The sequence below is a fragment of the Gluconacetobacter entanii genome (assembly GCF_013155425.1).
GTDB classification, from domain to species: Bacteria; Pseudomonadota; Alphaproteobacteria; order Acetobacterales; family Acetobacteraceae; genus Novacetimonas; species Novacetimonas entanii.
Genome location: NZ_JABJWD010000044.1, coordinates 58,654 through 83,619, shown reverse-complemented (window position 1 = coordinate 83,619; position 24,966 = coordinate 58,654). Strand labels below are relative to the sequence as shown.

Below are 24,966 nucleotides of genomic sequence, written 5' to 3'. Positions count from 1 at the left end.
CCGACAGCAGGAGACAGTTGAGATGACACAGACAGGTGCCCCCGGTGACACCCCTTCGGGCGAGACACCCCGCGGCGGCAGAAACCGTTCACGCACGGCATCGCGCGTGGGCGCGGTGCAGGCCCTGTTCCAGATCGAGCAGGCGGGCGATAATGCCGAAGCCGTGGTGTCGCAGTTCACCCGCCATCGCCTTGCGACCGGCAAGGCCTCGTCCGGTTATGCCGAAGGGCTGGTGCCTGACGCCGATGTGCGCCTGTTCACCGCCATCGTGCGTGGCAGCGTGGCCCGGCAGAAGGAGATCGACGCGATGGTGGTCGATGTCCTGCCGTCCTCCTGGCCGATGGAACGGCTTGATCCCGTGCTGCGTGCGCTGCTGCGTGCGGCGGGTGGGGAACTGACCGCGCAGGATCCGGCCCCAAGCCGCGTGATCATCAATGAATACATGGATGTCGCACACGGTTTCTTCTCCGGCGATGAACCGCGCATGCTCAACGGCGTTCTCGATGCGATGTCACGTCGTATCGCGGGCGGCGAAGCTGCCCCTGCGACTCCGGCGGCCGATGGTGAACCTTCGGTCCCCTGACCCCGCGCGGGATGTCGCAGGGACCGGTTGGAGAGAACGGTATGTCCACCCCCCACCCATCAGGCGAAACTGACGCCCTGCCTGCGGAATTCGGCTTCATCGGCCGCATATTCCGCCCGCTGGCGGGGGAGGGGGCGCTGGACCTGCGTGACGACGCCGCCGTCCTGACCCCGCCTGCGGGGCGGCAGATGGTGATGGCGGTCGATGCGATGGTCGAGGGCGTGCATTTCCTGCCCGATGACCCCGCCGATACGGTGGGGCGCAAGCTGCTGCGCTGCAACCTGTCGGACCTTGCCGCCATGGATGCGACGCCGCTGGGCTATCTGCTGACGGTGGCGCGTCCCCGCCATGTTGCGGAGGGCTGGTTTACCTCCTTTGCTGCCGGCCTGCATGCCGATCAGGAGACGTATGGGCTGGGCCTGCTGGGTGGGGATACGACATCCACCACGGGGCCGCTGGTGCTGTCCCTGACGATCGTGGGGCATGTGGCCCCCGGGTGCGCGCTGCGCCGTACGACGGCGCGTGTGGGCGATGGGCTGTGGGTGACGGGCACGATCGGGGATGGTGCGCTTGGGCTTCTGGCGCTGCGTGGGCAGGTGCCGGATCCGGGCCATGTCCTTGCCACGCGTTATCGCCTGCCATGCCCGCGCCTTGGGCTGGGACTGCACGGGATCGCCTCCGCCGCGATGGATATCTCCGACGGGCTGGTGCAGGATGCGGGCCATCTGGCGCGCGAGAGCGGGGTGGGGGTGGTGATTGAGGTCGATCGCGTGCCCCTGTCCGATGCCGCGCGGGCGGCGGGACCGCAATGGCGTGAAACCTGCCTGACGGGTGGGGATGATTACGAACTGCTGCTTGCGGTGCCGCCGGAGCATGAACAGGCGCTGCTGGCGCGCGGTCGCCATCACGGGGTGCGCATGACGCGCATCGGGCGTTTCGTCGATCCTGCAGGGGGTGCTGGCGTGCGGCTGCGTGATGCGCAGGGTGCTGCGGTGAAGGTCGCGCGCACGGGATGGAGCCATCTGTAGGGGGCGGCAGGGTTCTTTTTTGGGATGATATTTTCAGTAATATACTGAAGGTTATAAAAGTTTTTGGTGAAGCTTTTTTCAAAAAGCTTCAAAAAGCCTCATCCCAATGAAAAACGGCAGCTCCCACACAGCCCGGCACCCAAGAAACAGGGTGCCCCCCCGTGGCTTACAGGTCGTCGTCGGTCAGGGCGCGGTCATACACGCGATAGCGCTTGTAGGGCTGTGGCGCGATCCGTTCGATCAGGCGGCGGATCGGCAGGTTGCTTTCCAGCACCCAGCCAAGCTCCACCGTCCGGTAGGGCAGGCTGCGCCCGCGTTTCATGAGTTCGGAGATCGCAAGCGCGGGCATGATCGCACCAAGCGCCGTTCCCTCCAGCCGGGAACTGACGCCAAGCAGGATGACGCGGGCGGAATGGAATTCATGCCGCAACAGCCGCTTGCCCAGTTTCAGCCACCCCACGGGCGACGGCGCGCCGCCAAGGTCGGCGGAAATGTCATACACATTGGGCACCACCAGCGCGAAGGCCACGGGCTGGCTGTCCTGCTCGATCAGGACGTAATGCTCGGGTTTGAGCAGGGGACGAAGCTCGCTGATCATGCCGTTCATCTCGTCACGGGTCAGCGGCAGGGAGCCCCAGTTGTTGCGCCATGCATCGTTGTAAAGCTGGCGCAGGGTTTCCCCTTCCTCATGCAGCCTGCTCATGTCCAGCCCGCGCGTGGTGATGCTGCCCAGTCGCCCTTCGCCCATCCTGAGGCTGGAGGGGACAAGGTGCGCTTCCTCCGCATCGGGGCCGGTGAAGATGCGATAGGCAAGGAGGTCTTCCTGCCCGACCATCCCGCATGCCGCCATCATGCCCGGCAGCCAGTGCGGATGCCACGGCATGGCGACCATGGGCAGTTCGTGCTGCCCCTCGATCATCATCCCGAACTCCCCATTGCTGTTGGGGGTCTGCGGGCCGCGCATGACCTTCATCCCGCGTTCACGCAGCCACATCGCCGCCGCGTCGATCAGCGCGGAAACGACGCTGAGGTCGTCCACCGCGTCCAGCGCGCCGAAGAAGCCGACCTTCTCACCGATATGGGCAATGGCGACGGGGTCAATCTGCGCGGAAATGCGGCCCACGGCCTGCCCGTTGCGCATGGCAAGGAAATACTGCGCCTGCCCACGGCGGAAGAACGGGTTGCGGGTGGGCAGCAGCAGGTCGCGCTGCACCATGTCGAGCGGGGCCACATATCCCGGTAGCCCTGCATAAAGCAGGCGCGGCAACTGGATGAAGGTGGTCATCTGACGAAAACCGGAAACGGGAATAATGACAAGTTGGTCGGCTTCGTTCATGACCTGTCCGCAGCTTCCTGACTGTGCGCGCATCAGCCAGTGCCGCGCGGCGGGGCACGGCGTGGCGGAGATACCCGCGAGTGGTGTAGAAAGGTTGAATAACCCGTTCGTTGTGCTGATGGCACAAAATGGTGGTGGAAAGGAAGACAGACAATGGAAGCACAGCCCAGCCAGACCATGAACGGGGCCCATGGACGGGTGCTGATTACCGGTGCATCGGGGGGGATCGGCGCGGAACTGGCGCGGCTTTATGCCCGGAAGGGGCGCAATCTCCTGCTCTGGGGGCGTGATGCGGGCCGGCTGGAGGCCATCGCACGCGACTGCCGCGGTTGCGGGGTCAATGTCACGACGCGCGCGCTTGACCTGCAGGACGGGCATGCCGCCATCGCGGCCTACCGCGAGGATGACGCCGCCACCCCCATCGACCTTGCCATCCTTGCCGCAGGGCTTGGCGACATGAAGACCGCCGACGACGTGACCGAAAAGGCGGAGATGGTGCTGGAACTCGGGCTGGTCAATTACGCCACCCCGTCGGCCATGGCCGCCGCCGCGGCAGAGGCCATGGTCCGGCGTGGACACGGGCATATCGTGCTGATCGGCTCGGTCGCGGCCTTTCACGCCATACCGTTCGCCGCCGCCTATTCCGGGTCCAAGGCCGGGCTGAAGCGGTTTTCGGAATCGCTGCACATGGCGCTGGCGCCGCATGGGGTGGGGGTCACGCTGGTTTCCCCCGGCTTTGTCGATACGGCAATGAGCCGCCGCGTGGTGGGCTTCAAGCCGTTCCTGCAGACCCCGGCCTCCGCCGCGCGGCAGATCGCCCATGCGGTCGATCGCGGGCAGGCGCATCTGGTGTTCCCGTTCCTGTTTTCCATCCTGCGCTTTGTGGACGTCATCGTGCCATGGCCGCTGAAGCGGTGGATCCTGTCACGGCTGAAGGCAGGCCAGGTGCCGCGCGGGCAGGCACCGCAGGACGGACAGAAAAAATAATATTCCTGCGATCCGATGTCGGAATTGATGGGATAACGTGACTTTTATCAATGTCATTCGTCATCTCCCTGCCTTAGCTGGGGAGACAACCCATCACTATTTTAGAGGATCTGATTTGACGGGGACGGGACTTGCGACGTTTCATGGCGTGCAACGGGCCCGCACCCCCGAAAGAAGATTGCCTGCTGACTGCGGAGAATAATCCCACATGAAAGAAATTGTAGCCGTCGATATCGGGGGAACCCATGCCCGTTTCGCACTGGCGCAGGTGGAGGGCGGCCGTGTCGTCAGCCTGGGCGAGGCCACGACCCTGAAATGCGCCGAACATGCCAGCCTGCAACTGGCGTGGGAGGCATTTGGCCGCGTGGTGGGCAAGCCCCTGCCGCGTGCGGCGGGCATTGCGGTCGCATGCCCGATCAAGGGCGATATCCTGAAGCTGACGAACAACCCGTGGGTCATCCAGCCCGCGCAACTGGGGGCCAAGCTGGGCATTGACGAGCATGTGCTGGTCAATGATTTCGGCGCTGTCGCCCATGCGGTCGCACAGGTGGGTGAAGAAAGCCTCCAGCATGTCTGTGGCCCGGACATGCCGCTGCCCAAGGAAGGGATCATCACGATTGTCGGTCCCGGCACGGGTCTGGGTTCTGCCTATGTCGTGCGGCGCAAGGGCGGGTATTTCGTGTGCGAGACCGAGGGCGGGCATATTGATTTCTCCCCCCTCGACCAGTTCGAGGACCGTATCCTGCAACTGCTGCGGCTGCGCTATCGCCGGGTGTCGGTCGAGCGCGTGGTGTCGGGGCCGGGCCTTGCCAACCTCTATGAGGCCATTGCCGAGATCGGCAACCTGCCGGTGCGTACCCGTGATGACAAGACGCTGTGGACCATGGCGCTTGATGGCAGCGACCACGTGGCAGGCGCCGCGCTGGAGCGGTTCTGCCTGTCGCTGGGCACGGTTGCGGGCGACCTGGCGCTGGCGCAGGGCGGTGGCAGCGTGGTGATCGCCGGTGGGCTGGGGCTGCGTCTGGCCAAGCATCTCGGCGCGTCCGGCTTTGCGGAGCGATTTGTCGCCAAGGGACGGTTCGAAAGCCTGATGGCCGCGATGCCGGTCAAGCTGATTACCTATCCCCAGCCGGGGCTGCTTGGCGCTGCAGCGGCATTTGCCGAGGCCTATCGCTAGGATCCACGGATATCGTGCCCGTACGCGTCGCCTGAGGCGCGTGACGGGACAGGGCAGGGGCGGCGGGACGTATGATCCCGCCGCCCTTTTTTTGTCCGTGGGCCTGTGGGGCAGGGGAGAGGCATGATCGGGGCTTTGTTTTTATCGCACATTACATAATTCTTGTGGTGATATAGGGGGAAGCCTGTACGCGGTCCGGGGCAACTTCCGGTGGTTCCGTGGGGTTGTGCACGAAGCATGGAGCAGGCCGCGCACCGGATCTTTATGTGCGGACCTGCATGGTTTCATGGTGTCGTGGCAGGGAACAGGGAACAGGGAACGGGAGGGAAATTGCGGTCCGCTGCATGGTGCGCAGTTGGTGCGGAAACGATAGAAATGTCAGTGAAACCCGAGGGAGAAGACCCGATGAATCTCAAACCGATCCTAGATGCCTATTCCGCCCTGTCCGCGCAGATGGACCAGAGTTCCAGTGACGTGCTGGAGATCGCCACCGTGCTGAAGGATGGGGTAAAGAACAAGGACCCGCAGGCCGTCGCATGCATGAAACTGGTGCAGGATATCGCGGCCTCGCACGAGGCGGAGCACCAGAAGCTTGCGGCATTGTGGCGGGAACTGAACGCGGCCATTCCCACCCTGCCCAAATACCCGGAGGACGGGGTCAACGGGGTTGCCATTGAACAGGCGCAGTCCCCGCGACTGGGGCTGAGGTCATTTTTTGATGGGCTGATGGACGGGTTCGACCCGAAGCCCTGATATGTCCGGTTGCATCCTCCATCCCAAGATCCGGCGGGATGGAGGATGTTGCGATCAGGCTGTTGTCAGGCGATCACGGAACAGTTTGCGGATCTTTGCGATCTTGGGCGGGATGACTGCGGCGCAGTACGGATTGCCCGGATTTTTGGCGAAATAGTCCTGGTGATAGGTTTCGGCAGGATAGAAATGATCCAGCGGCACGATCTGCGTCACGATCGGGTCGGGCCAGACATGGGCGGCCGTCAGTCCGTCGCACACCTCATGGGCGATCCGGTCCTGTTCCGGTGACAGGGTGAAAATGGCCGAACGGTACTGCGTGCCGACATCATTGCCCTGCCGGTTCAGGGTTGTCGGGTCATGCAGGACGAAAAACATGCCCAGCAGGTCGCGATAGGACAGGATGGCGGGATCGAATTCGATTCGCACGACCTCCGCATGGCCTGTCTTTCCGGTGCAGACTGCCTCATAGGTCGGGTCAGGCGTCTGCCCGCCGGCATAGCCGGGTTCGATCGAAAGGACGCCGCGTATGTCACGCAGGGGCGCTTCGATACACCAGAAGCATCCACCGGCCAGAACGGCTGTCTCTGTCTTGTGCTGTGTCATGGGAGGCTCCCTGCCTGCCTGAAACTGATAAAAGTTCTTGGTGAAGCTTTTTTTCAGAAAGCTTCGAGGAACGCCGCCTTTTTCGATCAGAAGACGGCACCCGAAAACTTTTACTTTTTTACCAAACGATTGTTTTTCAACAGTTTGTCAGGATGAAGGCCCGCCGCCAGTGATGGCGGCGGCACGATCAGGAAATACGCGCCAGCGCGGCATCAAGGCGGATGCGCTCCGCACGGAACGCGGCCAGGCGTTCGCGGTTTTCCTCCACCACCTCGGGCTTGGCGCGGGCGACGAAATCGGCATTGCCCAGCTTGCGCTCGACCTTGGCGATTTCCCCATCGACCTTGCCACATTCCTTCTCCAGGCGCTGGCGTTCCTGCGCGATGTCGATGATCCCTGCAAGCGGCAGGACCAGCGTGGCCTCATCCACCACCAACTGCGCAGCACCCTGCGGCATGTCCCCTTCCAGCGGCAGGACTTCGGACACGCGGGCCATGCGGCCGATGGCCTCGGACCATTTTTCCGCGCGCGCCAGTGTCTGCGCCGATGCATCGCGCAGCAGGACGGGGGCAAGGCGTGACGGCGGCACGTTCATTTCCGCCCGCACGGTGCGGATTTCGGTGATGAAGCGGATCAGCCATTCCATCTCCGCCCCGGCCTGCGCGGCATCGGTCACGGTGTCGGGCACGGGCCATGCCGCCTGCATCAGGCTGCCCTGCGCGCCATAGCCGAAGCGGTGCCACAACTCATCGGTGATGAACGGCATCACCGGTTGCAGCAGGCGCAGGATCAGGCCCAGCACATGTGCCGTGACCGCACGGGTTTCGGCGGCTTCGGGTGTGTCCCCTTCGGCGTTGAAGACCGGCTTGGCGAATTCAAGGAACCAGTCGCAGAAGCAGTTCCACACGAAGCGGTAGCAGGTGGCCGCGTATTCATCGAAACGGAAGGCCTCCAGCGCCGCCGTGGCATCCGTGATTGCGCGCCCGGCCTCGGCCAGCAGCCAGCGGCCCAGCGGGGACTTCACAGTGGCGGGATCGAAGCCCGCCACCGGGGCGACACGGTTCATTTCGCAAAAACGCGCGGCATTCCACAGCTTGGTGGTAAAGGAGCGGTATTCCTCCACCTTCCTGCGGCCCAGCTTCACATCGCGGCCCAGCCCCGTCAGCGCGCAGATCGTAAAGCGCATGGCGTCCGCGCCATAGGTGTCGATCATCTCCAGCGGGTCGATGCCGTTGCCCTTGCTCTTGGACATCTTCTGTCCGCGTTCGTCACGGACCAGCCCGTGGATGAACACCTTGCGGAACGGCACGTCCTTCATGAAGTGCAGGCCCATCATCATCATCCGCGCAACCCAGAAGAAGATGATGTCAAACCCCGTGACCAGCACATCGGTGGGGTAATAACGCGCAAGTTCCGGCGTCTGCTCCGGCCAGCCAAGGGTAGAGAACGGCCACAGCGCGGAGGAGAACCACGTATCCAGCACGTCCTCGTCCCGGGTCAGGGCCTCGTCATGGCCGTAATGCGCGCGGGCCTGCGTTTGGGCATCGGCCTCGTCATGGGCGACGAATACATGCCCGTCCGGGCCGTACCATGCCGGGATGCGATGCCCCCACCAGAGCTGGCGGCTGATGCACCAGGGCTGGATGTCGCGCATCCATGCAAAGAAGGTGTTTTCCCACTGGCGCGGCACGAATTCGACACGTCCCGTCTCCACCGCCTCGATCGCGGGGGCGGCGAGGGTGGCGGCATCGCAGTACCACTGCGTCGTCAGGCGGGGTTCGACCACCGCGCCGCTGCGTTCGGCATGGGGGACCTGGTTGGTGTGCGCCTCGATCTTCTCCAGCCATTCCAGCCGTTCAAGCTCGGCCACGATCGCCTTGCGCGCCTCGTCACGCGGCATGCCCTGCAATGTGCGGACAAAGGCGGGGTCGGCGATGCCGTCCTCGGCGCGCAGTTCGTCCTCGATCTCCTCCAGCGTGATGCGGGCATCGGCGTCGAGCACGCTGGGCATGTCGAGGTTGTGGCGACGTCCGACCTCGAAATCGTTGAAGTCATGGGCAGGCGTGATCTTGACCGCACCGCTGCCTTTTTCAGGGTCGGAATGTTCGTCCGCGACGATGCGGATGCGCCGTCCCGTCAGTGGCAGGATGACCGACTGCCCCACAAGGTCGGCATAGCGTTCGTCATCGGGGTGGACCGCCACCGCCATGTCGCCCAGCATGGTTTCGGGCCGCGTGGTCGCCACCGTGATGGTGCGGCCGGGCTGTCCCTCCACCGGGTAGCGGATGTACCACAGGCTGCCGCGCATTTCCTTGTTATCGACCTCAAGGTCGGAAATGGCGGAGCGGAACGCCGGGTCCCAGTTGACGAGGCGCCGGTCGCGATAGATCAGCCCCTCGCGATACAGGGTGACGAAGACTTCACGCACGGCCTTCGACAGGCCCTCATCCATCGTGAAGCGCTCACGCGGCCAGTCGAGGGAGGAGCCGAGGCGACGCAACTGCGTCGTGATGCCGCCACCGGACTGCGCCTTCCATTCCCACACGCGCTTCTCGAACGCTTCGCGGCCCAGTTCCTGCCGCGACGTGCCTTCCTTCTGCAGCATCCGTTCGACCACAAGCTGCGTCGCGATGCCCGCATGGTCGGTCCCGGGCTGCCACAGGACATCACGCCCCTGCATGCGCCGCCAGCGGATCAGCGTGTCCTGCAACGTCATCGTCAGGGCGTGGCCGACATGCAGCGTGCCGGTGACGTTCGGCGGCGGGATCATGATGGTATAGGGGCGGTGCGGACTGCTGGGATCGGCGGCGAATGCTCCGCATCCCTCCCACAATGCGTAAAGGGAGGTTTCCGTCTCGCCGGGGGAGAAAGACTTATCGAGCATTGCTAAAAACCAGATCCACCTAAATCAGACGCAGGGCGCACGACATGTCCGCCGCACGCAGATATACCCCAATCCGCCACGAAAGAAACGGCGCAAGATGCGCGGGTTGTTTGGGAGAGGCTCAGGGCTCTGCCCTGAAACCCGCCAAAGGGCATCGCCCTTTGGAAACCATGACTTCGGGAAAGGGAAAAGTCAGCCTCTGCACGACTTCGCAGGGTACCGGAAGTTTTTGGTGAAGCTTTTTTCAAAAAGCTTCGAAGAACATTGCGTGTCCGGAGTAAAGACGACCCCGCGCTCAGCGTCCCGGCTCCTTGAGGGCATAGTCACTGATGCCCCACAGCCGGTCATGCACGGCCTTGTAATACGCCTTTTCATTATAGAGCGGCACATCAAGGTTCAGGTCACGCGCCGTCAGCCGTCCGATCGCCGCGACCTCCTGATAGGACGCCTGCACGAGGCTGCCGAGGCTCATGACCAGGGCGACCTGTGCCTGCAGCAGGGTTTCCTGCTGCTGCAGGACGGCAAGGGTCGTGCCGGTGCCGACGATCGCCTGCCGTTCCACCCCGGCAAGGGCGGAGATGTTGGCCGAAATCGCCTCGCGGTTGCTGGTGATGGCCGCACGGTTCGCAAGGATGCGCTGCCAACTGGCCTGCGCAAGCTGTATGGCGCTGCGGCGCTGGGCCTCCACGGCGCGATGGGCCTGCGCGACCTGCTGCTTGGCGGCGCGCACGGCGGCGTATTCGCTGCCGCCCTGATAAATCGGGACCGAAGCGGAGACGAGCGCCATCTTGTTGTCGTAGTTGGAGCGCCCTTCCTCCTGGTTGATGTCATGGGCGTAGCTGGCCTGCGCGCTGATGGAGGGCAGCAGCGCCGCAAAGGCGACGCCCACCGCGTCCTTGCGCGCGGCCTCGTCAAACAGGGCGGCGATGACGCTGGGGTTGTTTTCCACCGCGCGCGCCGTGGCGTCCTGTTCCGACTGCACCGGCAGGACAAGCGGCTGTGGCGGCTGCAGGTTGTCCGGGGCTTCCGTGCCGACCACCTGCAGGTAGGTCGCGCGCGCCGCCTCCAGCGTGCCTTCGGCCTGCTGGCGCGTGGCGCGCGCGGCCGACAGCGCGGCCTGTGCCTGGGCCACGTCGGTATGCGTGATCTCGCCCCCGTGGGCACGCAGTTCCGTGGTGTGGAGCTGTTCTTGGTACAATTTCTCGTTATTGATATCGATCTGGAGGATCTGCTGGTCCTCGATCACGCCGACATAGGCGTTGACGACATCGGTGAAGACCTGCTGCTCGGTCAGGATCAGGCGCGCGCGTTCCGCCATCACGTCATGCACGGCACGGTGGGTAGAGGCCGTGGTGCGCCCGCCGGTATAGATCGGTTCGCTGATGTTCACGCCCGCGCCATAGCCGGGCAGGTCATAGCGTCGGGCATATCCGTTTCCGCCGCCTTCGGGGGCCATCAGCATGCTGCCGCTGTAATAGCTCATGTTGGCGGTGCCGGTGATGGTCGGCCGCCATCCGCCAAGGGCCGCGGGTACCTGTTCGTCGGTCGCGCGCAGGGTGGCGCGCTCCTTGCGCAGGACCGGATTGCTCAGATACGCGGCGGCCAGTGCCTCCTGCAGGGTATGGGGAACCGTGACGGGGGCTTCCGGCGCGGGCGGCGGCCTGCGTGCCAGTGCCGTACCCGCATGCAGGCTGGCGGCAAACCCGATTCCAGCGACCCAGTATCCCTTCATGTAATATCCCCAGCGTCCGGCCCATGGCGCAGGCGTAACTGCCTGCGGGGCTGACACTATCGCGGGGATATTGCGCTCAGGTTAACCGCCCCCGGCACGTGCGCGATGCGGGGCGTGCCGCCGTTTCAGGCATAGGCATCGAACGAGAAGGCCGGCGCAGGGGCGAGTTCCGGCAGCAGGGGCACATTTGCATCGAATATCGCGCGCGTGGCGGTGCCGTCCGCCGTGGGTTGGACGATGCAGACCGACGGCACGCCATCCACCGGCCAGATCGGGGCGACGATGCGGCCGTCGGGCGCGCATTGCGCGACAAGGGCGGGCGGGATGGTGCGGACCGCCCCGTCGATCAGGATCAGGTCATAAGGCGCATTGCCCGGCACGCCCGCCGACAGGGGGCCTGCATGCCATGTGACCTCCGGCGCGAAGGTCTGGCACAGGGACCGTCCGATGGCCGCAAGGGGTGCGTCGGATTCCAGTGCGTCAATCCGCAGTCCTTCCTGCATCGCTGAGGCCAGCGTCACGAGGTAGCCCGTCCCGGCGGCCACCACCAGTACACGCTCGCCTTCCTGCGGGGCGGCGACCTGCAGCATGCGTGCAGCCACGCGCGGTTCCGTCAGTACCCGCCCGTCCGGCAGGGGCAGGGACTGGTCCGCATATGCGAATTCCCGCATGGATTCGGGAACGGCCAGTTCGCGCGGCACGCGGCGCATCGCGGCGATGATGCGCGGGTCGTTCACCTGTGCGGGGCGGATCTGCGCATCGACCATGCGCTGGCGCGCCGCCTCGTAATCAAGGGGGGGATATTCGATAACTGGCTGCTTCATGACCTTCCCTTCCATCGGCTCCCGCCCGGGCGGGACGACGTTCCGTGCAATCGCGACGGGTGCTTGATTGTTGTTTCCCGCACGTTCCGTTCTATTCCCGGTTTTCATGTCTGCCTAGCAGGTTGGTCGCACACAACGGCTTGACCTGCAGCGCGATTGAGTGGATATAGCGCTTGTCCCGGTCAGGTCCGGTGGCAGAGTGGTGATGCAGCGGACTGCAAATCCGTGAATGTGGGTTCGATTCCCGCCCGGACCTCCAATCCTTCCATGACAGGGAAGGACCGTGGTTGACATATCCCCCGAAAAACCGCCGTTTTCGTCGCATAACTTTGGACATGCGATGACATGGGCAGTCACCGAATGATGCAGCTTATGGGGGTATCCGTGGGGGTATCGTCAAAAGGGCGGGGGTATCGATGCTGACGGATGCCGCCATCCTGCATGCCAGGCTCCGATAAAACCTGCACAAAATACCGGATTCGCGCGGTTTGCACCTTTCGTCCATGCCCGATGGTTGACGACCGGGGCAGGTTGCGCATCGAGTCTGGTGGCAAAAGGACCAAGAATTCAGCGCCTGAAAACTTCTCTATTCTTCATCGCGCTGAATAACGTGTGACGGCATATGCAGTCATCCATGCCGCCACATGATGTTGCGACGTCAGCCACCGCCCTTGGTGATGGTGATTGCGAAACATGTCACGACAAAGCCATCGACCGACAGTTTCAGGTGGTTCGCGTTGCGGCGCATGTCCAGTTGCCCCATCACCGGGCCAAGCAGGTCGTCATTCCATGGTGGGATGTCGATGAACTGGTCCATGGGCTGGCTGCCTGCACTGAAATCGAGGGGGGCGACCGTGTGGCCCTGGCTTTCGAGTTTCTGCACCAGATCTTCAATATGTTTCCTCTGGAACAGTACCGTCATCCAGTTGTCGATCGTCGGGCCTTCGGGATTGATGTTGAACTCCGTCGTATGCACCGCCGTGCCGCCCGGCCGCAACGTGCGCAGCGAGGCCTCGATGAAATCCAGCCCCTGCTGGATGGAGCCAAGATGCTCCAGCGCGCAGACGGACCAGCAGAAATCAAACCCTGACAGGTCATCGGGTATTGCATTCATGTCCACATGCCGGTGGCTGACCATGCGGATGAACTGTTCGCGGTCCACCAGGTCCGCGACATGCGCCTTTTCCAGCGTCTCGACATATTCGTTGCTGCTGGCCCAGCCTGCGACACGCTGGTGTTCGGGGGGCAGGTCCGTGATGGTCGCCTTCACCTCCCTTGAGGCAAGGTAGCTTGCGATGGGTTCCAGCCCGCAGCCAAAACCCAGCCCGACCCGGCCGGGGGCGATGTTGCCGGAAGCATGCAGCGCCTGCAGGAGATAGGTATATTCCCAGAGTTTCCGATGGAACACGACCGGCAGCTTCAGTTCACTGGACCAGTATCTGGACCAGTCGCTGGCGATATCTTCCTGCGTGCACAGCTTCGATCCGGGCTGGATGTCCTGCGGCCCGTCATGGGTGGCGGGGGGCAGCGTTTCGGCCAGAAGGCGGGCCAGCCTGTATCCGTTCGCCTTTATATTGAGGGATATCAGGTCGATGTCCCGCAGTCTTTCATTCAGTACCGTCATGTTCGGCCGGGACTGCGGGTCCACCAGCCGCAGCATCGCCTGTATCTTATGTTCACAGGCGCGGCTCAGGTACCGGCTGACCCCTTTTGTGATCCGGCTGTTCTTTTCATGGTCTTTGCAGGCATCAACAAGTTTCTGGATGGTGTTTCTGATGTCCATATCCGCCCTGCATGCAGTTATTTTATGCGTTCATTGGTATTTTTCCGTGATGACTGGCATGCCTGCCCGGAATGTCAAAATTAAGATTTTCGACATCCTGATTTACAGAAGGCATATCGCCGCGAATCAGACCGCACCGTTGCTCCGGTCACGATCATCAAGGAAAAGCTGGTCCGCTTCCTCGTCAAAGTCGAACAGTTCGGCATAACGCGCCCACCCGATCAGGGTCTGCAGCGTCTGTTTCGCATAATCGGGTGACATGCTGTCTTCGAGTTCGTCGCGGAACCGTTCGGCGCTGGCGCGGTGGTTGGGGCGTTCGTCCAGGACCGAACGGATGGAACGGACCATCGGGATGTTGCGCAGCAGGCTGTGCGACAGGATCTGCTTGCGCTCGTCATGTTCGCTCTGGACGAAGCGCATGCCCTCGGGCGTCAGCAGGATGTCCCCGTCCTCAAGCTCCGCAAAGCCCAGCAACTGCAGCGATTCGCCAAGCGGGAACAGGTCGTCGAGTTCAAGCTGCAGGCGACTGGCGAGCAGCGGCAGGTCGGCGCGCCCGTCCAGCGGGTCGGCGGCCAGTGTCTCCATCATGCCGACCATGGTGTTGATCGCCAGGCGGGGCAGGGCGATGGCTTCCACCGGCGGGGTGGCCGTGGCCATCCCGGCCTCGGTCAGGTCGGCTTCGGAAATGACCGGCGCGCGACGGGTCATCAGGGCATAGATACGGTCCACGAACTGCCGGAAGGCCGCGTCCTCGCGGTTGCGGGGATGGTCGAACGGCACGCTGAGTTCATGCGCCACCCGCCCGGGGTTGGAGGAGAAGATCAGGATGCGGTCGCACATCAGGACCGCTTCCTCGATATTGTGCGTCACCAGCAGGATCGACTTGATCGGCAGCTTGCGCTCCGACCACAGTTCCACAAGGTCGGTGCGCAGGTTTTCCGCCGTCAGCACATCAAGCGCCGAAAATGGTTCATCCATCAGCAGCAGGTCGGGATGCACCACCAGCGCGCGCGCCAGGCCCACGCGCTGGCGCATGCCGCCCGACAGTTCCTTGGGATAGGCATTTTCGTACCCGCCCAGCCCGATCAGGTCGATCGCGCGTTCGGCAAGGTCCTCGCGCTCGGCCGCGGGAACGCCCTTGGCCTCCAGCCCCAGTTCGACATTCTTCTGCACCGTCAGCCACGGGAACAGCGCAAAGGACTGGAACACCATGGCGATGCCCGCGGCCGGGCCGGTCAGTTTCTTCCCTTTCCAGATCACCTCGCCCGATGTGGGCGTCAGCAGTCCGGCGATGATGCGTAGCAGCGTGGACTTGCCCGACCCGGACCGGCCCAGCAGTCCCACGATCTCCCCCGAATGCAGGGTCAGGTTCACATTGTCCAGCACGACAAGGTCGGTCGCGCTTTCCTTGTGGTACGCCTGCTTGCAGTCGATGATCCGGACCAGGGTCTCGCTTTCGGGGGGCGTATGCGGTGAGGGCGGTGCGGAAGGCATCTCGGGCTTTCAGTTGAAGGTGAAGTGGCGCGCGGCGTAATTGGCCAGCGGACGCCATACCGCACGGTTGAACAGCAGGACGAACATGGACATCACCACCATCCCCAGCCCCACGCGGTCGGTCGCGCCGTCGATTGTGGCCTGCGCGATATAGGCGCCAAGCCCCTGCGCGCGCAGCGTGGTGGAGCCCCAGCTTGCCATTTCCGTGGCGATGGCGGCGTTCCACGCCCCGCCCGATGCGGTGATCGCCCCGGTGATGAAGAACGGCACGATACCCGGCAGCATCACGCGCATCCACCACAACCGGCCACGCACCTGGAAATTGCGCGCCGCTTCGAGCAGGTCGGTGGGATAGGACGCGGCGCCTGCGACGATGTTGAACAGGATATACCACTGCGTGCCCAGCAGCATCAGCGGCGTCAGCCAGATGTTGCTGTTGAGGTTGAAGCGCACGATGAACAGCACGAACAGCGGGAAGAACAGGTTGGCGGGAAAGGCGGCCATGAACTGTGCCACGAACTGCGCCCGGCGTGCGCGGCGGGCATCAAGCCCCAGCCAGATGCCCACCGGCACCCATATCAGCGACGCCACCAGCAGCGTCGCCAGCACGCGCAGCAGCGTCAGTCCGCCCAGCCCCATGACATGCAGCACCTGCGACGCGGTGAAATGCCCGGCGGCATAGGCCACCACCCGTTCCCCCACCACAAGCGTGCACACGCCAAGGCACGCCCACCAGACAAGGTCGAGCACGCGGCCCGAGACATGTGATGGCGTGACGTCGGAGGGGGCGCGCCCGATCCGCAGCCAGCCGATGAAGGTCAGCGCCCGGCCCAGCGCATCGCTGGTGCGGCGCAGCAGCGATGTCCGGCGCAGGAGTGCGAGCACCCACGGGTCGGGTGCGGCCTCGCCCTGCGTGTCCTCGACACTGAAACGCGCCGACCACGCGACCAGCGGGCGGAACAGCAACTGGTCATAGGCAAGGATGACCACCAGCATCGTCACGATGGCATAGAAGATCGCCGGCAGGTCGCGATGCGCGATGGCGGTGCCGACATACGACCCGATACCCGGCAGGGCGATGTCCGTGTTGCCCACGGTGATCGTCTCGGAATAGACGACCATGAACCATCCCCCGGACATGGAGATCATGGCGTTCCACACCAGCGACGGGATGGCGAACGGCACCTCCAGCCTCCAGAACCGCTGCCACGCCGTCAGCCCGAAGCAGCGGGCCGCTTCCTCCAGATCGGCAGGCACGGTGCGCAGCGACTGGTACATGCTGAAGGCCATGTTCCAGGCCTGGCTGGTGAAGATGGTGAAGATCGCCGCAAGTTCCGCGCCCATCATCTGCCCGGGGAAAAGCCCGAGGAAGAAGACCACCGTAAAGGTCAGGAACCCAAGGATCGGCACCGATTGCAGGATATCGAGCACCGGGATCAGGATCTGCCCGGCGCGGCGGCTTTTCGCGGCCCACACGGCATAGGTGAAGGTGAAGGCCACCGACGCCAGCAGGGCGGCGAACATGCGGAACGTCGTGCGCAGGGCATAGCCCGGCAGCCATATCGGGTCGAGGTGGATGACCTGCGCCGTGGCGGGCGGCAGCGGCACCAGCATGCGCCGTCCCACCGTGGCCAGCGCCACGGCAAGTCCCATCAGGATGACAAGTCCCACAAGGTCGAACAGGTTCGGGCGGACCCTGTGGCTGTGCGCGGGAAGTGGTGGTTCGTTCACCCTGTCGTCCCCGGTGCCGCCTGTGTCCCGGTGCTGCCGAAGCCGCCGGTGCCGCGCGCGGTATCGTCAAGGGTGTCGCATTCCTCCCACACGCCGCGCACGACGGGGGCCAGCACCGCCTGCGCGATGCGCATGCCGCGTTCGATCACGAAGGCCTCCTCCCCGGTATTGAGCATGATGATGCCGATCTCCCCGCGATAATCCTCGTCAATCGTGCCGGGGGCGTTGGGCAGCGTGATGCCATGTTTCAGCGCAAGGCCCGAACGCGGCCGGATCTGCAGTTCGTATCCCGCCGGCAGCGCAACGCACAGGCCCGTGGGCACCAGTGCGCGCCCGCCGGCCCAGATCGTCATGGGTTCACGCACCGCCGCCACAAGGTCCATGCCCGCCGCCCCGGCGGTGGCATAGGCAGGAAGCGGCAGTCCCTCGGCATGGGCGAGGCGGCGGATGCGAACGGGCAGGGGGGGGATGCTCATGCAGGGACTCCGTCTGGGGGAATGTCATCTGGGGCGATGTCAGGTGTGGTGGCGAATGTCGCCGCGATCCTGCGCACAAGTCCCGCCGCCACCGCGTCCTTGGACATGCGGGGCCAGTGTTCGGAACCTGTGGCGGTGATCAGTGTGATCTCGTTTTCATCTCCGCCCATGATGCCGGTTTCCGCGCGGACATCATTGGCGATGATCCAGTCACAGCCCTTGCGCTGGCGCTTGGCCGTCGCATTGTCGCGCACATCGTCGGTTTCGGCGGCAAAACCGATCACAAGGCGCGGACGCAGCGGGCCGGGGCGTGACAGGTGGGCAAGGATATCGGGATTGGGCACCAGCGCCAGCGTCGGCGGGGGCGCGCCGGGTGTCTTCTTGATCTTGCGCGTGCCTGCCTGCGCCACGCGCCAGTCGGCCACGGCGGCGGTGCAGATGGCGATGTCGCACGGCAGCGCGGCCTCGCACGCAGCGAGCATCTGCACCGCCGTCTCCACCCGCCGCAGCGCAATGCCCGCAGGTGGCGGCAGGGTGGTCGGTCCGCTGACCAGCGTCACTTCGGCCCCCGCGCGCGCCAGCGCATCGGCGATCGCATATCCCTGCCGCCCCGAGGAGCGGTTGGCGATGTAGCGCACCGGGTCGATCGGTTCATGCGTCGGCCCCGCCGTGACCAGCGCGCGCAGGCCACGCAGCGGTTGCGGGGCAGGGCGCAGGGCCTCCATGATGGCGTCGGCGATGGTGTCCGGTTCGCTCATCCGGCCCGGCCCGGTTTCATTGCAGGCCATCAGGCCGTCTTCCGGCCCGACGAAGGTGACGCCGCGCGCCGCCAGTGTCGCGACATTGGCGCGGGTTGCGGGATGCAGCCACATGCGCACGTTCATCGCAGGAACGGCCATGACCGGCGTGTCGGTCGCCAGCAGCACCGTGCTTGCCAGATCATCGGCCAGTCCCGCCGCCATGCGCGCCAGCATGTCCGCCGTGGCGGGACAGACGACGATCAGGTCGCTGCCGCGCGACAGGGCGATATGGCCCATTTCCTGTTCGTCCGTCAGGGAAAACAGGTCTTCGTAAACGCGCTCCCCCGTCAGCGCCTGCAGGCTGAGCGGGGTGATGAATTGCGCGCCCGCGCGGGTCAGGACCGCGCGCACCCGCACGCCACGCGCCGTCAGGCGGCGGACGAGTTCCAGCGCCTTGAACGCGGCGATCCCGCCACATACAACCAGCAGGACGGACGGGCGCGCGTCATTCATCACCCTGGCCCCGTCAGATGCGCCAGCCCGAATGGATCGCCGCGATCCCGCCCGACAGGTTCTGGTAGGTCACGCGTTCCAGGCCGGCTTCGCGCATCATCTCCGCCAGCGTCTCCTGGTCGGGGAACATGCGGATGCTTTCGGCAAGATACTGGTAGCTTTCGCGGTCGCCTGCGATGGCCGCACCCATGCGCGGCAGGACCTGGAACGACCATGCGTCATAAACGGGGGCAAGGGCCGCGACCTGCACGCGAGAGAACTCAAGGCACAGGAACCGCCCGCCCGGACGCAGCACGCGCCGCGCCTCGCGCAGGACCTGTAGCTTGTCCGTGCAGTTGCGCAGGCCGAACGCGATGGAGACGCGATCGACGGAACAGTCGGCGATGGGAATGGCCTCTGCATCGACGGCGACGAAGTTCAGGCCGGAGACAAGGCCGCGCGACAGCGCACGGTCACGTCCGACCGCCAGCATGCTGACATTGATGTCCGACAGGATCGCGGGGCCGCCGCCGCCACGCAGCCAGCCGAACGAGATGTCGCCCGTTCCCCCGGCAAGGTCGAGCAGGCGCAGGTCCGGGTGCGGGCCGAGTTCGGTGACGAAGATCTTTTTCCATGCCCGGTGAATACCCAGGGACATGACGTCGTTCATGACGTCGTATTTGCCCGCGACACTGTCGAAGACCTGGCGGACCATGGATTTCTTTTCCGTGACCGGGACGTCGCGGAAACCGAAATCGGTCGTGCCGGAGGGGCCGCCGCCTGGCGCTGCGCCAGCGGACGGGGAAGGGGCGGAGTGGGGATGGTGGCTATTGTCGCTCATGATCCGGAGATATAACCTTATAATCAGTCATGCCGGAACTCCCTGAAGTAGAAACTGTGATGCGCGGGATGCGATTGCATCTCGAAGGTCACAAGATTGCAACTGCCACCCCCCTGCGTGAGGGGCTGCGCTGGCCCTTCCCGCCGGGACTGGCCGACTCGCTGCGCGGACGCGTGATCACGCGGTTCGGGCGGCGGGGCAAATACATCCTCATCCACCTTGATGACGGGCAGGCGCTGCTGATGCATCTGGGCATGTCGGGCCGTGTCGTGCTGGGCCATGACGTCAGTGTGCCCGCCGCGCGGCATGAGCACCTGCTGATCGTGACGGAACAGGGCGCGCGCTGCGGCCTTGTGGACCCGCGGCGTTTTGGCATCGTGGACCTGCTGGCGGCCGATACGGCCACGTCACATCCCCTGCTGGCGCGCATGGGGCCGGAACCGCTGGGCAACGGGTTCGATGCCGAAGGACTGGCCCGCGCGGCACGGGGGCGCAGGACCTCGGTCAAGGCGCTGCTGCTGGACCAGCGCGTGGTGGCGGGCCTTGGCAACATTTATGTGTCCGAAGCCCTGTTCCGCGCGGGCGTGCATCCCGAACGCATGGCAGGCAGCCTGAATGACGCGGAATGCACCGTCCTCGTGGCCAGCATCCGCGATGTCCTGACCGAGGCGATCGCCGCTGGCGGGTCGAGTCTGCGTGATTACGTGAAACCCGACGGGGAGCTTGGGTATTTCCAGCATGCGTGGCGTGTGTATGGCCGCGCGGGGCAGGGCTGTCCCGACTGTCCCGGCCCACCCGCCTGCGGTGGCGTGGAGCGGATCGTGCAGGGCGGGCGGTCGTCATTTTTCTGTCCCCGGCGGCAGGAAACCGCGACGGTGGCGCAAGACTTGTCTTGACGGATGGGGAAAGGGTGGACTAGACCGCGATCCTGATATCTGGATGTCCGCAACTATCGGGTGGCGGACCGCCGTAACCTGATTTTTTGCTGAACTGAGAACGATGGCCAATACTGCATCAGCGCGTAAGCGCATCCGTCAGACCGAGCGCCGCAACGCGCGCAACACCGCCCGCATCTCCCGCGTGCGCACCTTCGTCAAGAAGGTCGAGACCGCGATTGAGGCCGGCAAGAAAGAAGACGCCTCCGTCGCCCTGCGCGCGGCGCAGCCTGAACTGCAGCGCGCGGTCGGCAAGGGCGTCATGCACGCCAACACCGTGGCCCGTCGCATTTCGCGCCTGTCCGCACGTATCAAGGCGCTGGCGGCTGCCTGATCCATTGAATTGGATTGATGGCTGCTTATACGGATAAAGTATTTTCCGTGTAATGATTGGGACTGCATCGTGTCATTTCGGCATGGTGTGGTCCTTTTTATTTTCGGGCTGTTTCTTTTTCGTATGTTTTTCTGTCGCGGAGTCGGTTTTGATCGTCGCCCGGCCAGATTCCCGTTGCTTCCTCCGATTCCCTGCACTAACTTCTGGGCATCCTCATCGGTATGCTGCTGGGGCGTCGATGTGTCGGCGCATGGGTTTTCGTGCCTTCATGGCGCGGAAAACGCGAACGTGTCCGCATGCGTTGGGGATGGTGTGTTTAACGTTGAACAGGCATTTCGCGGACGCGGACTGTCATGTCCCTGAATGGCCGGGAGTGAAGATGACGGGCGGACTGGAAGGATATGACGAGGTTGCCGAGGCGAATGCGCAGAAAAGCATTCTCGACATCCATTGGTCGCGTATCTGCGCCCGCCTCAAGGCCGAGGTCGGGGAGGTGGAATACAACACCTGGCTGAGGCAGATGGGCGTCGGCCCCGTCGAGGAGGACGAGATCACGCTGTACCTGCCCACGCGCTTCCTGCGCGACTGGGTGCGGGGGCAGTACGGGGATCGCCTTGGCGCGCTGTGGCATGCGGAAATCCCGGCCATCCGGCGCGTCGAACTCCAGGTGGCGCGTGGCCCGTCCTCGTCAGCGGAAGGGGAGGCCGCGACGGCCGAGTCCCATCCCGCCGCGCCGGTCGCCGCCCCCGTCGTGGAAGCCGCCGTGGTCGAGGAACCCCGCACGGCGGAGGTGCGCAGCGACCTTGCTGCCCCGCTTGACCCGCGCTTCACGTTCGAGACCTTCGTGGTCGGCAAGCCCAACGAATTCGCCTATGCCTGCGCGCGGCGCGTGGCCGAACGCCCGTCAAGCCCGGGCTTCAATCCCCTGTTCCTGTATGGTGGCGTCGGCCTTGGCAAGACGCACCTGATGCATGCGATCGGTTCCGAACTGGTGCGCGAGGGGCGGGTCTCGGTCGCCTACATGTCGGCCGAGAAGTTCATGTACCGCTTCATCGCCGCCATCCGTTCGCAATCGACCATGGAATTCAAGGAGCAGTTGCGTTCGGTCGATGTGCTGATGATCGACGACCTGCAGTTCCTGATCGGCAAGGACAACACGCAGGAAGAATTCTTCCACACCTTCAACGCGCTGGTCGATGCCGGGCGGCAGATCGTGGTTTCGGCGGACAAGTCGCCCTCCGACCTGTCGGGGCTGGAGGACCGGCTTCGCACGCGCCTTGGCTGCGGCATGGTGGCCGACATCCATGCGACCACGTTCGAACTGCGCATCTCCATCCTTGAGGCGAAGGCCACGGCGTCGGGTGTCGATGTGCCGGCCAAGGTGCTGGAATTCCTTGCGCACAAGATCACGTCCAACGTGCGTGAACTTGAGGGCGCGCTCAATCGCCTGATCGCGCACGCCAACCTGTTCGGCCGTCCCGTGACGCTGGAGGCGACGCAGGATGTGCTGCACGACATCCTCAAGGCCAACAACCGCCGCGTCACGATCGAGGAAATACAGCGCAAGGTTGCCGAACACTGGAACATCCGCCTGACGGACATGTCCTCGGCGCGGCGTTCGACCGTGGTGGCGCGTCCCCGGCAGGTGGCGATGTACCTGTCGAAACAGCTGACCTCGCGCTCGCTTCCCGAAATCGGGCGCAAGTTCGGCAACCGCGACCATACGACCGTGATCTATGCCGTGCGGCGGGTCATGGAACTCATGGAGCAGGATCCCGCTTTTGCGGAGGATGTCGAACTCCTGCGGCGGATGCTCGAAAGCTGACTTTTTCCGGCTGCGCCCTCTTTTCGCATCTTCATCAGGCTGCTAGACCTATTGCCCCCATTGCGCCGTCCTGTAACGGGCCGTGCCGCCGGGCAAGGAGGATTTGTTACACATGAAGCTGAAGGCTGATCGCGCGACCCTGCTCAAGGCGCTGCTGCATATTCAGGGCGTGGCAGAGAAGCGTAACACCATCCCCATCCTTGCCAATGTCCTGATCAATGTCACGGACGGCCTGATGACCATGACGGCGACCGATATGGAAATCGCGGTGGTGGAGGGTATTTCGGCGGAAACCCTGCGTGACGGGGCGGTGACCGCGCCGGCCGCCGTGCTGTGCGACATCGTGCGCCGCCTGCCCGATGGCGCCGTGGTCGAACTTGACCAGGCCGGGGGCGATGCGCCGCTTGCCCTGCGGGCGGGGCGTTTCACCACCAGCCTCAACGTGCTGGACGTGGACGACTTCCCCTCCATGATGGCGGGGGCGCTGCCGCATGAATTCACCATCGCGTCGCAGGCGCTGCGTGGCCTGATCGACCGCAGTCGCTTCGCCATCTCCACGGAGGAGACGCGCTACTACCTCAACGGCATCTATTTCCACGTGGCCGAAACCCCGCAGGGGCCGATGCTGCGCGCGGTCGCAACCGACGGGCACCGCCTTGCGCGCGTGGAAACCGACCTGCCGGAAGGTGCCGCAGGCATGCCGGGCGTCATCATCCCGCGCAAGACGGTCAATGAACTGCGCAAGCTGCTGGAGGAAGGGCCGGAACATATCGGCGTCGCCCTGTCGGATACGCGCATCCAGTTTACCGTGGGCAACGTGATCCTGACGTCGAAGCTGATTGACGGCACCTTCCCGGAATATGAGCGCGTGATCCCCACCGGCAACGACAAGATCCTGCATGTGGGCAAGAAGATCTTTTCCGACGCGGTCTCCCGCGTGGCCGCGATCAGCCAGGAACGCTCCCGCCCGGTCAAGCTGACGGTGACGCAGAACCTGCTGACCCTGTCCGCCGCCAGCCAGGACCAGGGTACCGCGACGGAGGAGCTTGACGACAGCCACGTCGTCTATGATGCAAGCCCGATCGAGATCGGGTTCCAGGCGCGCTACCTCAACGACATCACCGACCAGATTGACAAGAACGTCGAATTCGCGTTTTCCGACAGTTCCGCCCCCACCATCGTGCGTGATGTGGACCGTCCTTCGGCACTGTATGTGCTGATGCCGATGCGCGTCTGATCGCGCGTCGGGTCTTCGGGCACGTATGGCCCACCTTTCGCGGCTGGTCCTGACGGATTTCCGCAATTACCGCCATCTGTCATGGACGCCTGAAACGCCGGTCACGGTGGTTGTGGGCGAAAATGGCAGTGGCAAGACCAACCTCCTTGAATCCGTCTCCCTCCTGCTGCCCGGCCGTGGCCTGCGCGGGGCGCGCGTGGCGGACCTGCCGCGTCATGGCGGCACGCGCTGGGGTGTTGCGGCGCGCATCGACGTGCCCGACGGGGTCGAGGCGGGAATGCGCGAACTCGCGGTGGGGTCCGACCCCGCCCGTCCCGAACGCCGTGTCGTCCGCCTTGATGGGGAGGCACTGCGCAACCGGGGACGGGTTTCCGATTTCCTTTCGGCCGTATGGCTGACACCGCAGATGGACCGCCTGTTCCAGGAAGGGGCGGCGGGGCGGCGCCGTTTCCTTGACCGGCTTGTCCTTGCGATGGAACCGGGCCATGCGCGTGAACTTGCCGCCCATGACCATGCGATGATGCAGCGCAACCGGCTGCTGGCCGCGGGCGGGGCCGATCCCGCATGGCTGTCCGCGCTGGAGGATGCGATGGCGCGGCATGGCGTTGCGGCCACGGCGGCGCGGGCGGGGCTTGTTACGCTGCTCAATGGGGATGACGTGGCGCTGTGCGACGGGTTTCCCGCAACGGTAATGGCGCTGGAAAGCGACATCGCGCAGCGCCTGCGCCAGACACCCGCCCTTGCGGTGGAGGACTGGCTGCGCGCGCAGCTTGCGGCGTCACGGGGGCGCGACCGTGCGCGGGGCAGCGCGTCCGTCGGCGCGCACCGCACCGACCTGCACATGCATGACCGCGCCACGGGGCGCAGCGCCGCGCAGTCGAGCACGGGGCAGCAGAAGGCGATGCTGGTCGGCGTGGTGCTGTCGCATGCGCGCCTGATCGCGCAGGCGCGGGGACAGGCGCCACTGATCCTGCTGGACGAACCATTGGTGCATCTGGACGAGGCGCGGCGCAATGCGCTGTTCCGCGCCATCGGGCGGCTGGAGACGACGGTGATGCTCAGCGGCACGGACGCGGCACAGTTCGGACCCTTGCGCGATCAGGCGGCCTTTGTCATGCCCCGTGATGGCGCTCTGCTCCCAATTCCCTGATTCCCCCGATTTATGAAGGGG

General features: G+C 64.5%; 21 protein-coding genes and 1 tRNA gene. 11 read left to right on the top strand and 11 right to left on the bottom strand.

The annotated features are described in order from the left end of the window. The first annotated feature begins 22 nt into the window (after window positions 1–22). Together nusB and thiL are read left to right on the top strand one after the other, a co-directional pair. Window positions 23–583 carry a transcription antitermination factor NusB gene (gene nusB, locus HNH97_RS08215; protein WP_110913721.1) on the top strand — a complete coding sequence of 187 codons (561 nt, stop codon included), beginning with the start codon at window positions 23–25 and terminating at the stop codon, window positions 581–583. 41 nt (window positions 584–624) lie between these two features. Continuing rightward, window positions 625–1,611, top strand: coding sequence for a thiamine-phosphate kinase (thiL, locus tag HNH97_RS08210; protein ID WP_171790560.1), 987 nt, complete (start codon window positions 625–627; stop codon window positions 1,609–1,611). A gap of 166 nt (window positions 1,612–1,777) precedes the next feature. On the opposite strand, the gene HNH97_RS08205 is transcribed toward thiL, so the two are convergent. Beyond that, the gene (locus tag HNH97_RS08205; protein ID WP_171790559.1) at window positions 1,778–2,947 is read right to left on the bottom strand and encodes a hypothetical protein; all 1,170 of its coding nucleotides are present in this window, start codon (window positions 2,945–2,947) and stop codon (window positions 1,778–1,780) included. Between the two features lie 153 nt (window positions 2,948–3,100). On the opposite strand from HNH97_RS08205, the gene HNH97_RS08200 reads away from it, so the two are divergent. The 3 genes from HNH97_RS08200 to HNH97_RS08190 all read left to right on the top strand — a co-directional run bounded on the left by HNH97_RS08200 (window position 3,101) and on the right by HNH97_RS08190 (window position 5,864). Beyond that, window positions 3,101–3,934 carry an SDR family NAD(P)-dependent oxidoreductase gene (locus HNH97_RS08200; RefSeq protein WP_171790558.1) on the top strand — a complete coding sequence of 278 codons (834 nt, stop codon included), beginning with the start codon at window positions 3,101–3,103 and terminating at the stop codon, window positions 3,932–3,934. A gap of 208 nt (window positions 3,935–4,142) precedes the next feature. Next, window positions 4,143–5,111, top strand: a complete 969-nt coding sequence (gene glk / locus HNH97_RS08195; RefSeq protein ID WP_110913725.1) for a glucokinase — start codon at window positions 4,143–4,145, stop codon at window positions 5,109–5,111. A 405-nt stretch (window positions 5,112–5,516) separates the two neighbouring features. Beyond that, window positions 5,517–5,864, top strand: a complete 348-nt coding sequence (locus tag HNH97_RS08190) for a hypothetical protein (RefSeq protein ID WP_110913726.1) — start codon at window positions 5,517–5,519, stop codon at window positions 5,862–5,864. A 54-nt stretch (window positions 5,865–5,918) separates the two neighbouring features. On the opposite strand, the gene msrA is transcribed toward HNH97_RS08190, so the two are convergent. The 4 genes from msrA to HNH97_RS08170 all read right to left on the bottom strand — a co-directional run bounded on the left by msrA (window position 5,919) and on the right by HNH97_RS08170 (window position 11,907). Continuing rightward, complete coding sequence (gene msrA / locus HNH97_RS08185; protein WP_171790557.1) at window positions 5,919–6,467, bottom strand: peptide-methionine (S)-S-oxide reductase MsrA; 549 nt, start codon at window positions 6,465–6,467, stop codon at window positions 5,919–5,921. Window positions 6,468–6,654: 187 nt separating this feature from the next. Beyond that, window positions 6,655–9,351 carry a valine--tRNA ligase gene (locus tag HNH97_RS08180; RefSeq protein ID WP_171790556.1) on the bottom strand — a complete coding sequence of 899 codons (2,697 nt, stop codon included), beginning with the start codon at window positions 9,349–9,351 and terminating at the stop codon, window positions 6,655–6,657. Window positions 9,352–9,646: 295 nt separating this feature from the next. After that, on the bottom strand, window positions 9,647–11,083 hold the full coding sequence (locus HNH97_RS08175) for a TolC family outer membrane protein (RefSeq protein ID WP_110913729.1): 1,437 nt from the start codon (window positions 11,081–11,083) through the stop codon (window positions 9,647–9,649). A gap of 125 nt (window positions 11,084–11,208) precedes the next feature. Continuing rightward, window positions 11,209–11,907: a protein-L-isoaspartate O-methyltransferase family protein gene (locus HNH97_RS08170; protein WP_244949363.1), complete on the bottom strand. Its 699-nt coding sequence runs from the start codon at window positions 11,905–11,907 to the stop codon at window positions 11,209–11,211. Window positions 11,908–12,092: 185 nt separating this feature from the next. Between HNH97_RS08170 and HNH97_RS08165 the strand changes: the two genes are divergently transcribed. Continuing rightward, window positions 12,093–12,166, top strand: a tRNA-Cys gene (locus HNH97_RS08165). A 399-nt stretch (window positions 12,167–12,565) separates the two neighbouring features. On the opposite strand, the gene HNH97_RS08160 is transcribed toward HNH97_RS08165, so the two are convergent. From HNH97_RS08160 to HNH97_RS08135, 6 genes are all read right to left on the bottom strand, one after another. Continuing rightward, window positions 12,566–13,690: a class I SAM-dependent methyltransferase gene (locus HNH97_RS08160; RefSeq protein ID WP_171790554.1), complete on the bottom strand. Its 1,125-nt coding sequence runs from the start codon at window positions 13,688–13,690 to the stop codon at window positions 12,566–12,568. 126 nt (window positions 13,691–13,816) lie between these two features. Beyond that, window positions 13,817–15,184: an ABC transporter ATP-binding protein gene (locus HNH97_RS08155; protein WP_171790553.1), complete on the bottom strand. Its 1,368-nt coding sequence runs from the start codon at window positions 15,182–15,184 to the stop codon at window positions 13,817–13,819. 9 nt (window positions 15,185–15,193) lie between these two features. Beyond that, on the bottom strand, window positions 15,194–16,837 hold the full coding sequence (locus tag HNH97_RS08150) for an ABC transporter permease (RefSeq protein WP_390670400.1): 1,644 nt from the start codon (window positions 16,835–16,837) through the stop codon (window positions 15,194–15,196). 74 nt (window positions 16,838–16,911) lie between these two features. Beyond that, a complete protein-coding gene (gene dut, locus HNH97_RS08145) occupies window positions 16,912–17,391 on the bottom strand; it encodes a dUTP diphosphatase (RefSeq protein ID WP_171790552.1) in 480 nt (159 codons plus the stop codon). Further along, a complete protein-coding gene (coaBC, locus tag HNH97_RS08140) occupies window positions 17,388–18,644 on the bottom strand; it encodes a bifunctional phosphopantothenoylcysteine decarboxylase/phosphopantothenate--cysteine ligase CoaBC (protein ID WP_171790551.1) in 1,257 nt (418 codons plus the stop codon). The genes dut and coaBC overlap by 4 nt, the downstream gene beginning before the upstream one ends. A 13-nt stretch (window positions 18,645–18,657) precedes the next feature. After that, window positions 18,658–19,464 (bottom strand): class I SAM-dependent methyltransferase, encoded by an 807-nt coding sequence (locus HNH97_RS08135; RefSeq protein ID WP_171790550.1) that lies wholly within the window; start codon window positions 19,462–19,464, stop codon window positions 18,658–18,660. Between the two features lie 29 nt (window positions 19,465–19,493). On the opposite strand from HNH97_RS08135, the gene mutM reads away from it, so the two are divergent. The 5 genes from mutM (at window position 19,494) to recF (ending at window position 24,945) form a co-directional block, all read left to right on the top strand. Then, complete coding sequence (gene mutM, locus HNH97_RS08130; protein ID WP_171790549.1) at window positions 19,494–20,360, top strand: bifunctional DNA-formamidopyrimidine glycosylase/DNA-(apurinic or apyrimidinic site) lyase; 867 nt, start codon at window positions 19,494–19,496, stop codon at window positions 20,358–20,360. A gap of 103 nt (window positions 20,361–20,463) precedes the next feature. Then, window positions 20,464–20,733, top strand: coding sequence for a 30S ribosomal protein S20 (gene rpsT, locus HNH97_RS08125; RefSeq protein ID WP_003618383.1), 270 nt, complete (start codon window positions 20,464–20,466; stop codon window positions 20,731–20,733). 379 nt (window positions 20,734–21,112) lie between these two features. Next, window positions 21,113–22,558 carry a chromosomal replication initiator protein DnaA gene (gene dnaA, locus HNH97_RS08120; protein WP_171790548.1) on the top strand — a complete coding sequence of 482 codons (1,446 nt, stop codon included), beginning with the start codon at window positions 21,113–21,115 and terminating at the stop codon, window positions 22,556–22,558. A 112-nt stretch (window positions 22,559–22,670) separates the two neighbouring features. Next, window positions 22,671–23,795 carry a DNA polymerase III subunit beta gene (dnaN, locus tag HNH97_RS08115; protein WP_110912830.1) on the top strand — a complete coding sequence of 375 codons (1,125 nt, stop codon included), beginning with the start codon at window positions 22,671–22,673 and terminating at the stop codon, window positions 23,793–23,795. Window positions 23,796–23,820: 25 nt separating this feature from the next. Beyond that, window positions 23,821–24,945 (top strand): DNA replication/repair protein RecF, encoded by a 1,125-nt coding sequence (gene recF, locus HNH97_RS08110; protein ID WP_171790547.1) that lies wholly within the window; start codon window positions 23,821–23,823, stop codon window positions 24,943–24,945. Window positions 24,946–24,966 lie beyond the last annotated feature (21 nt).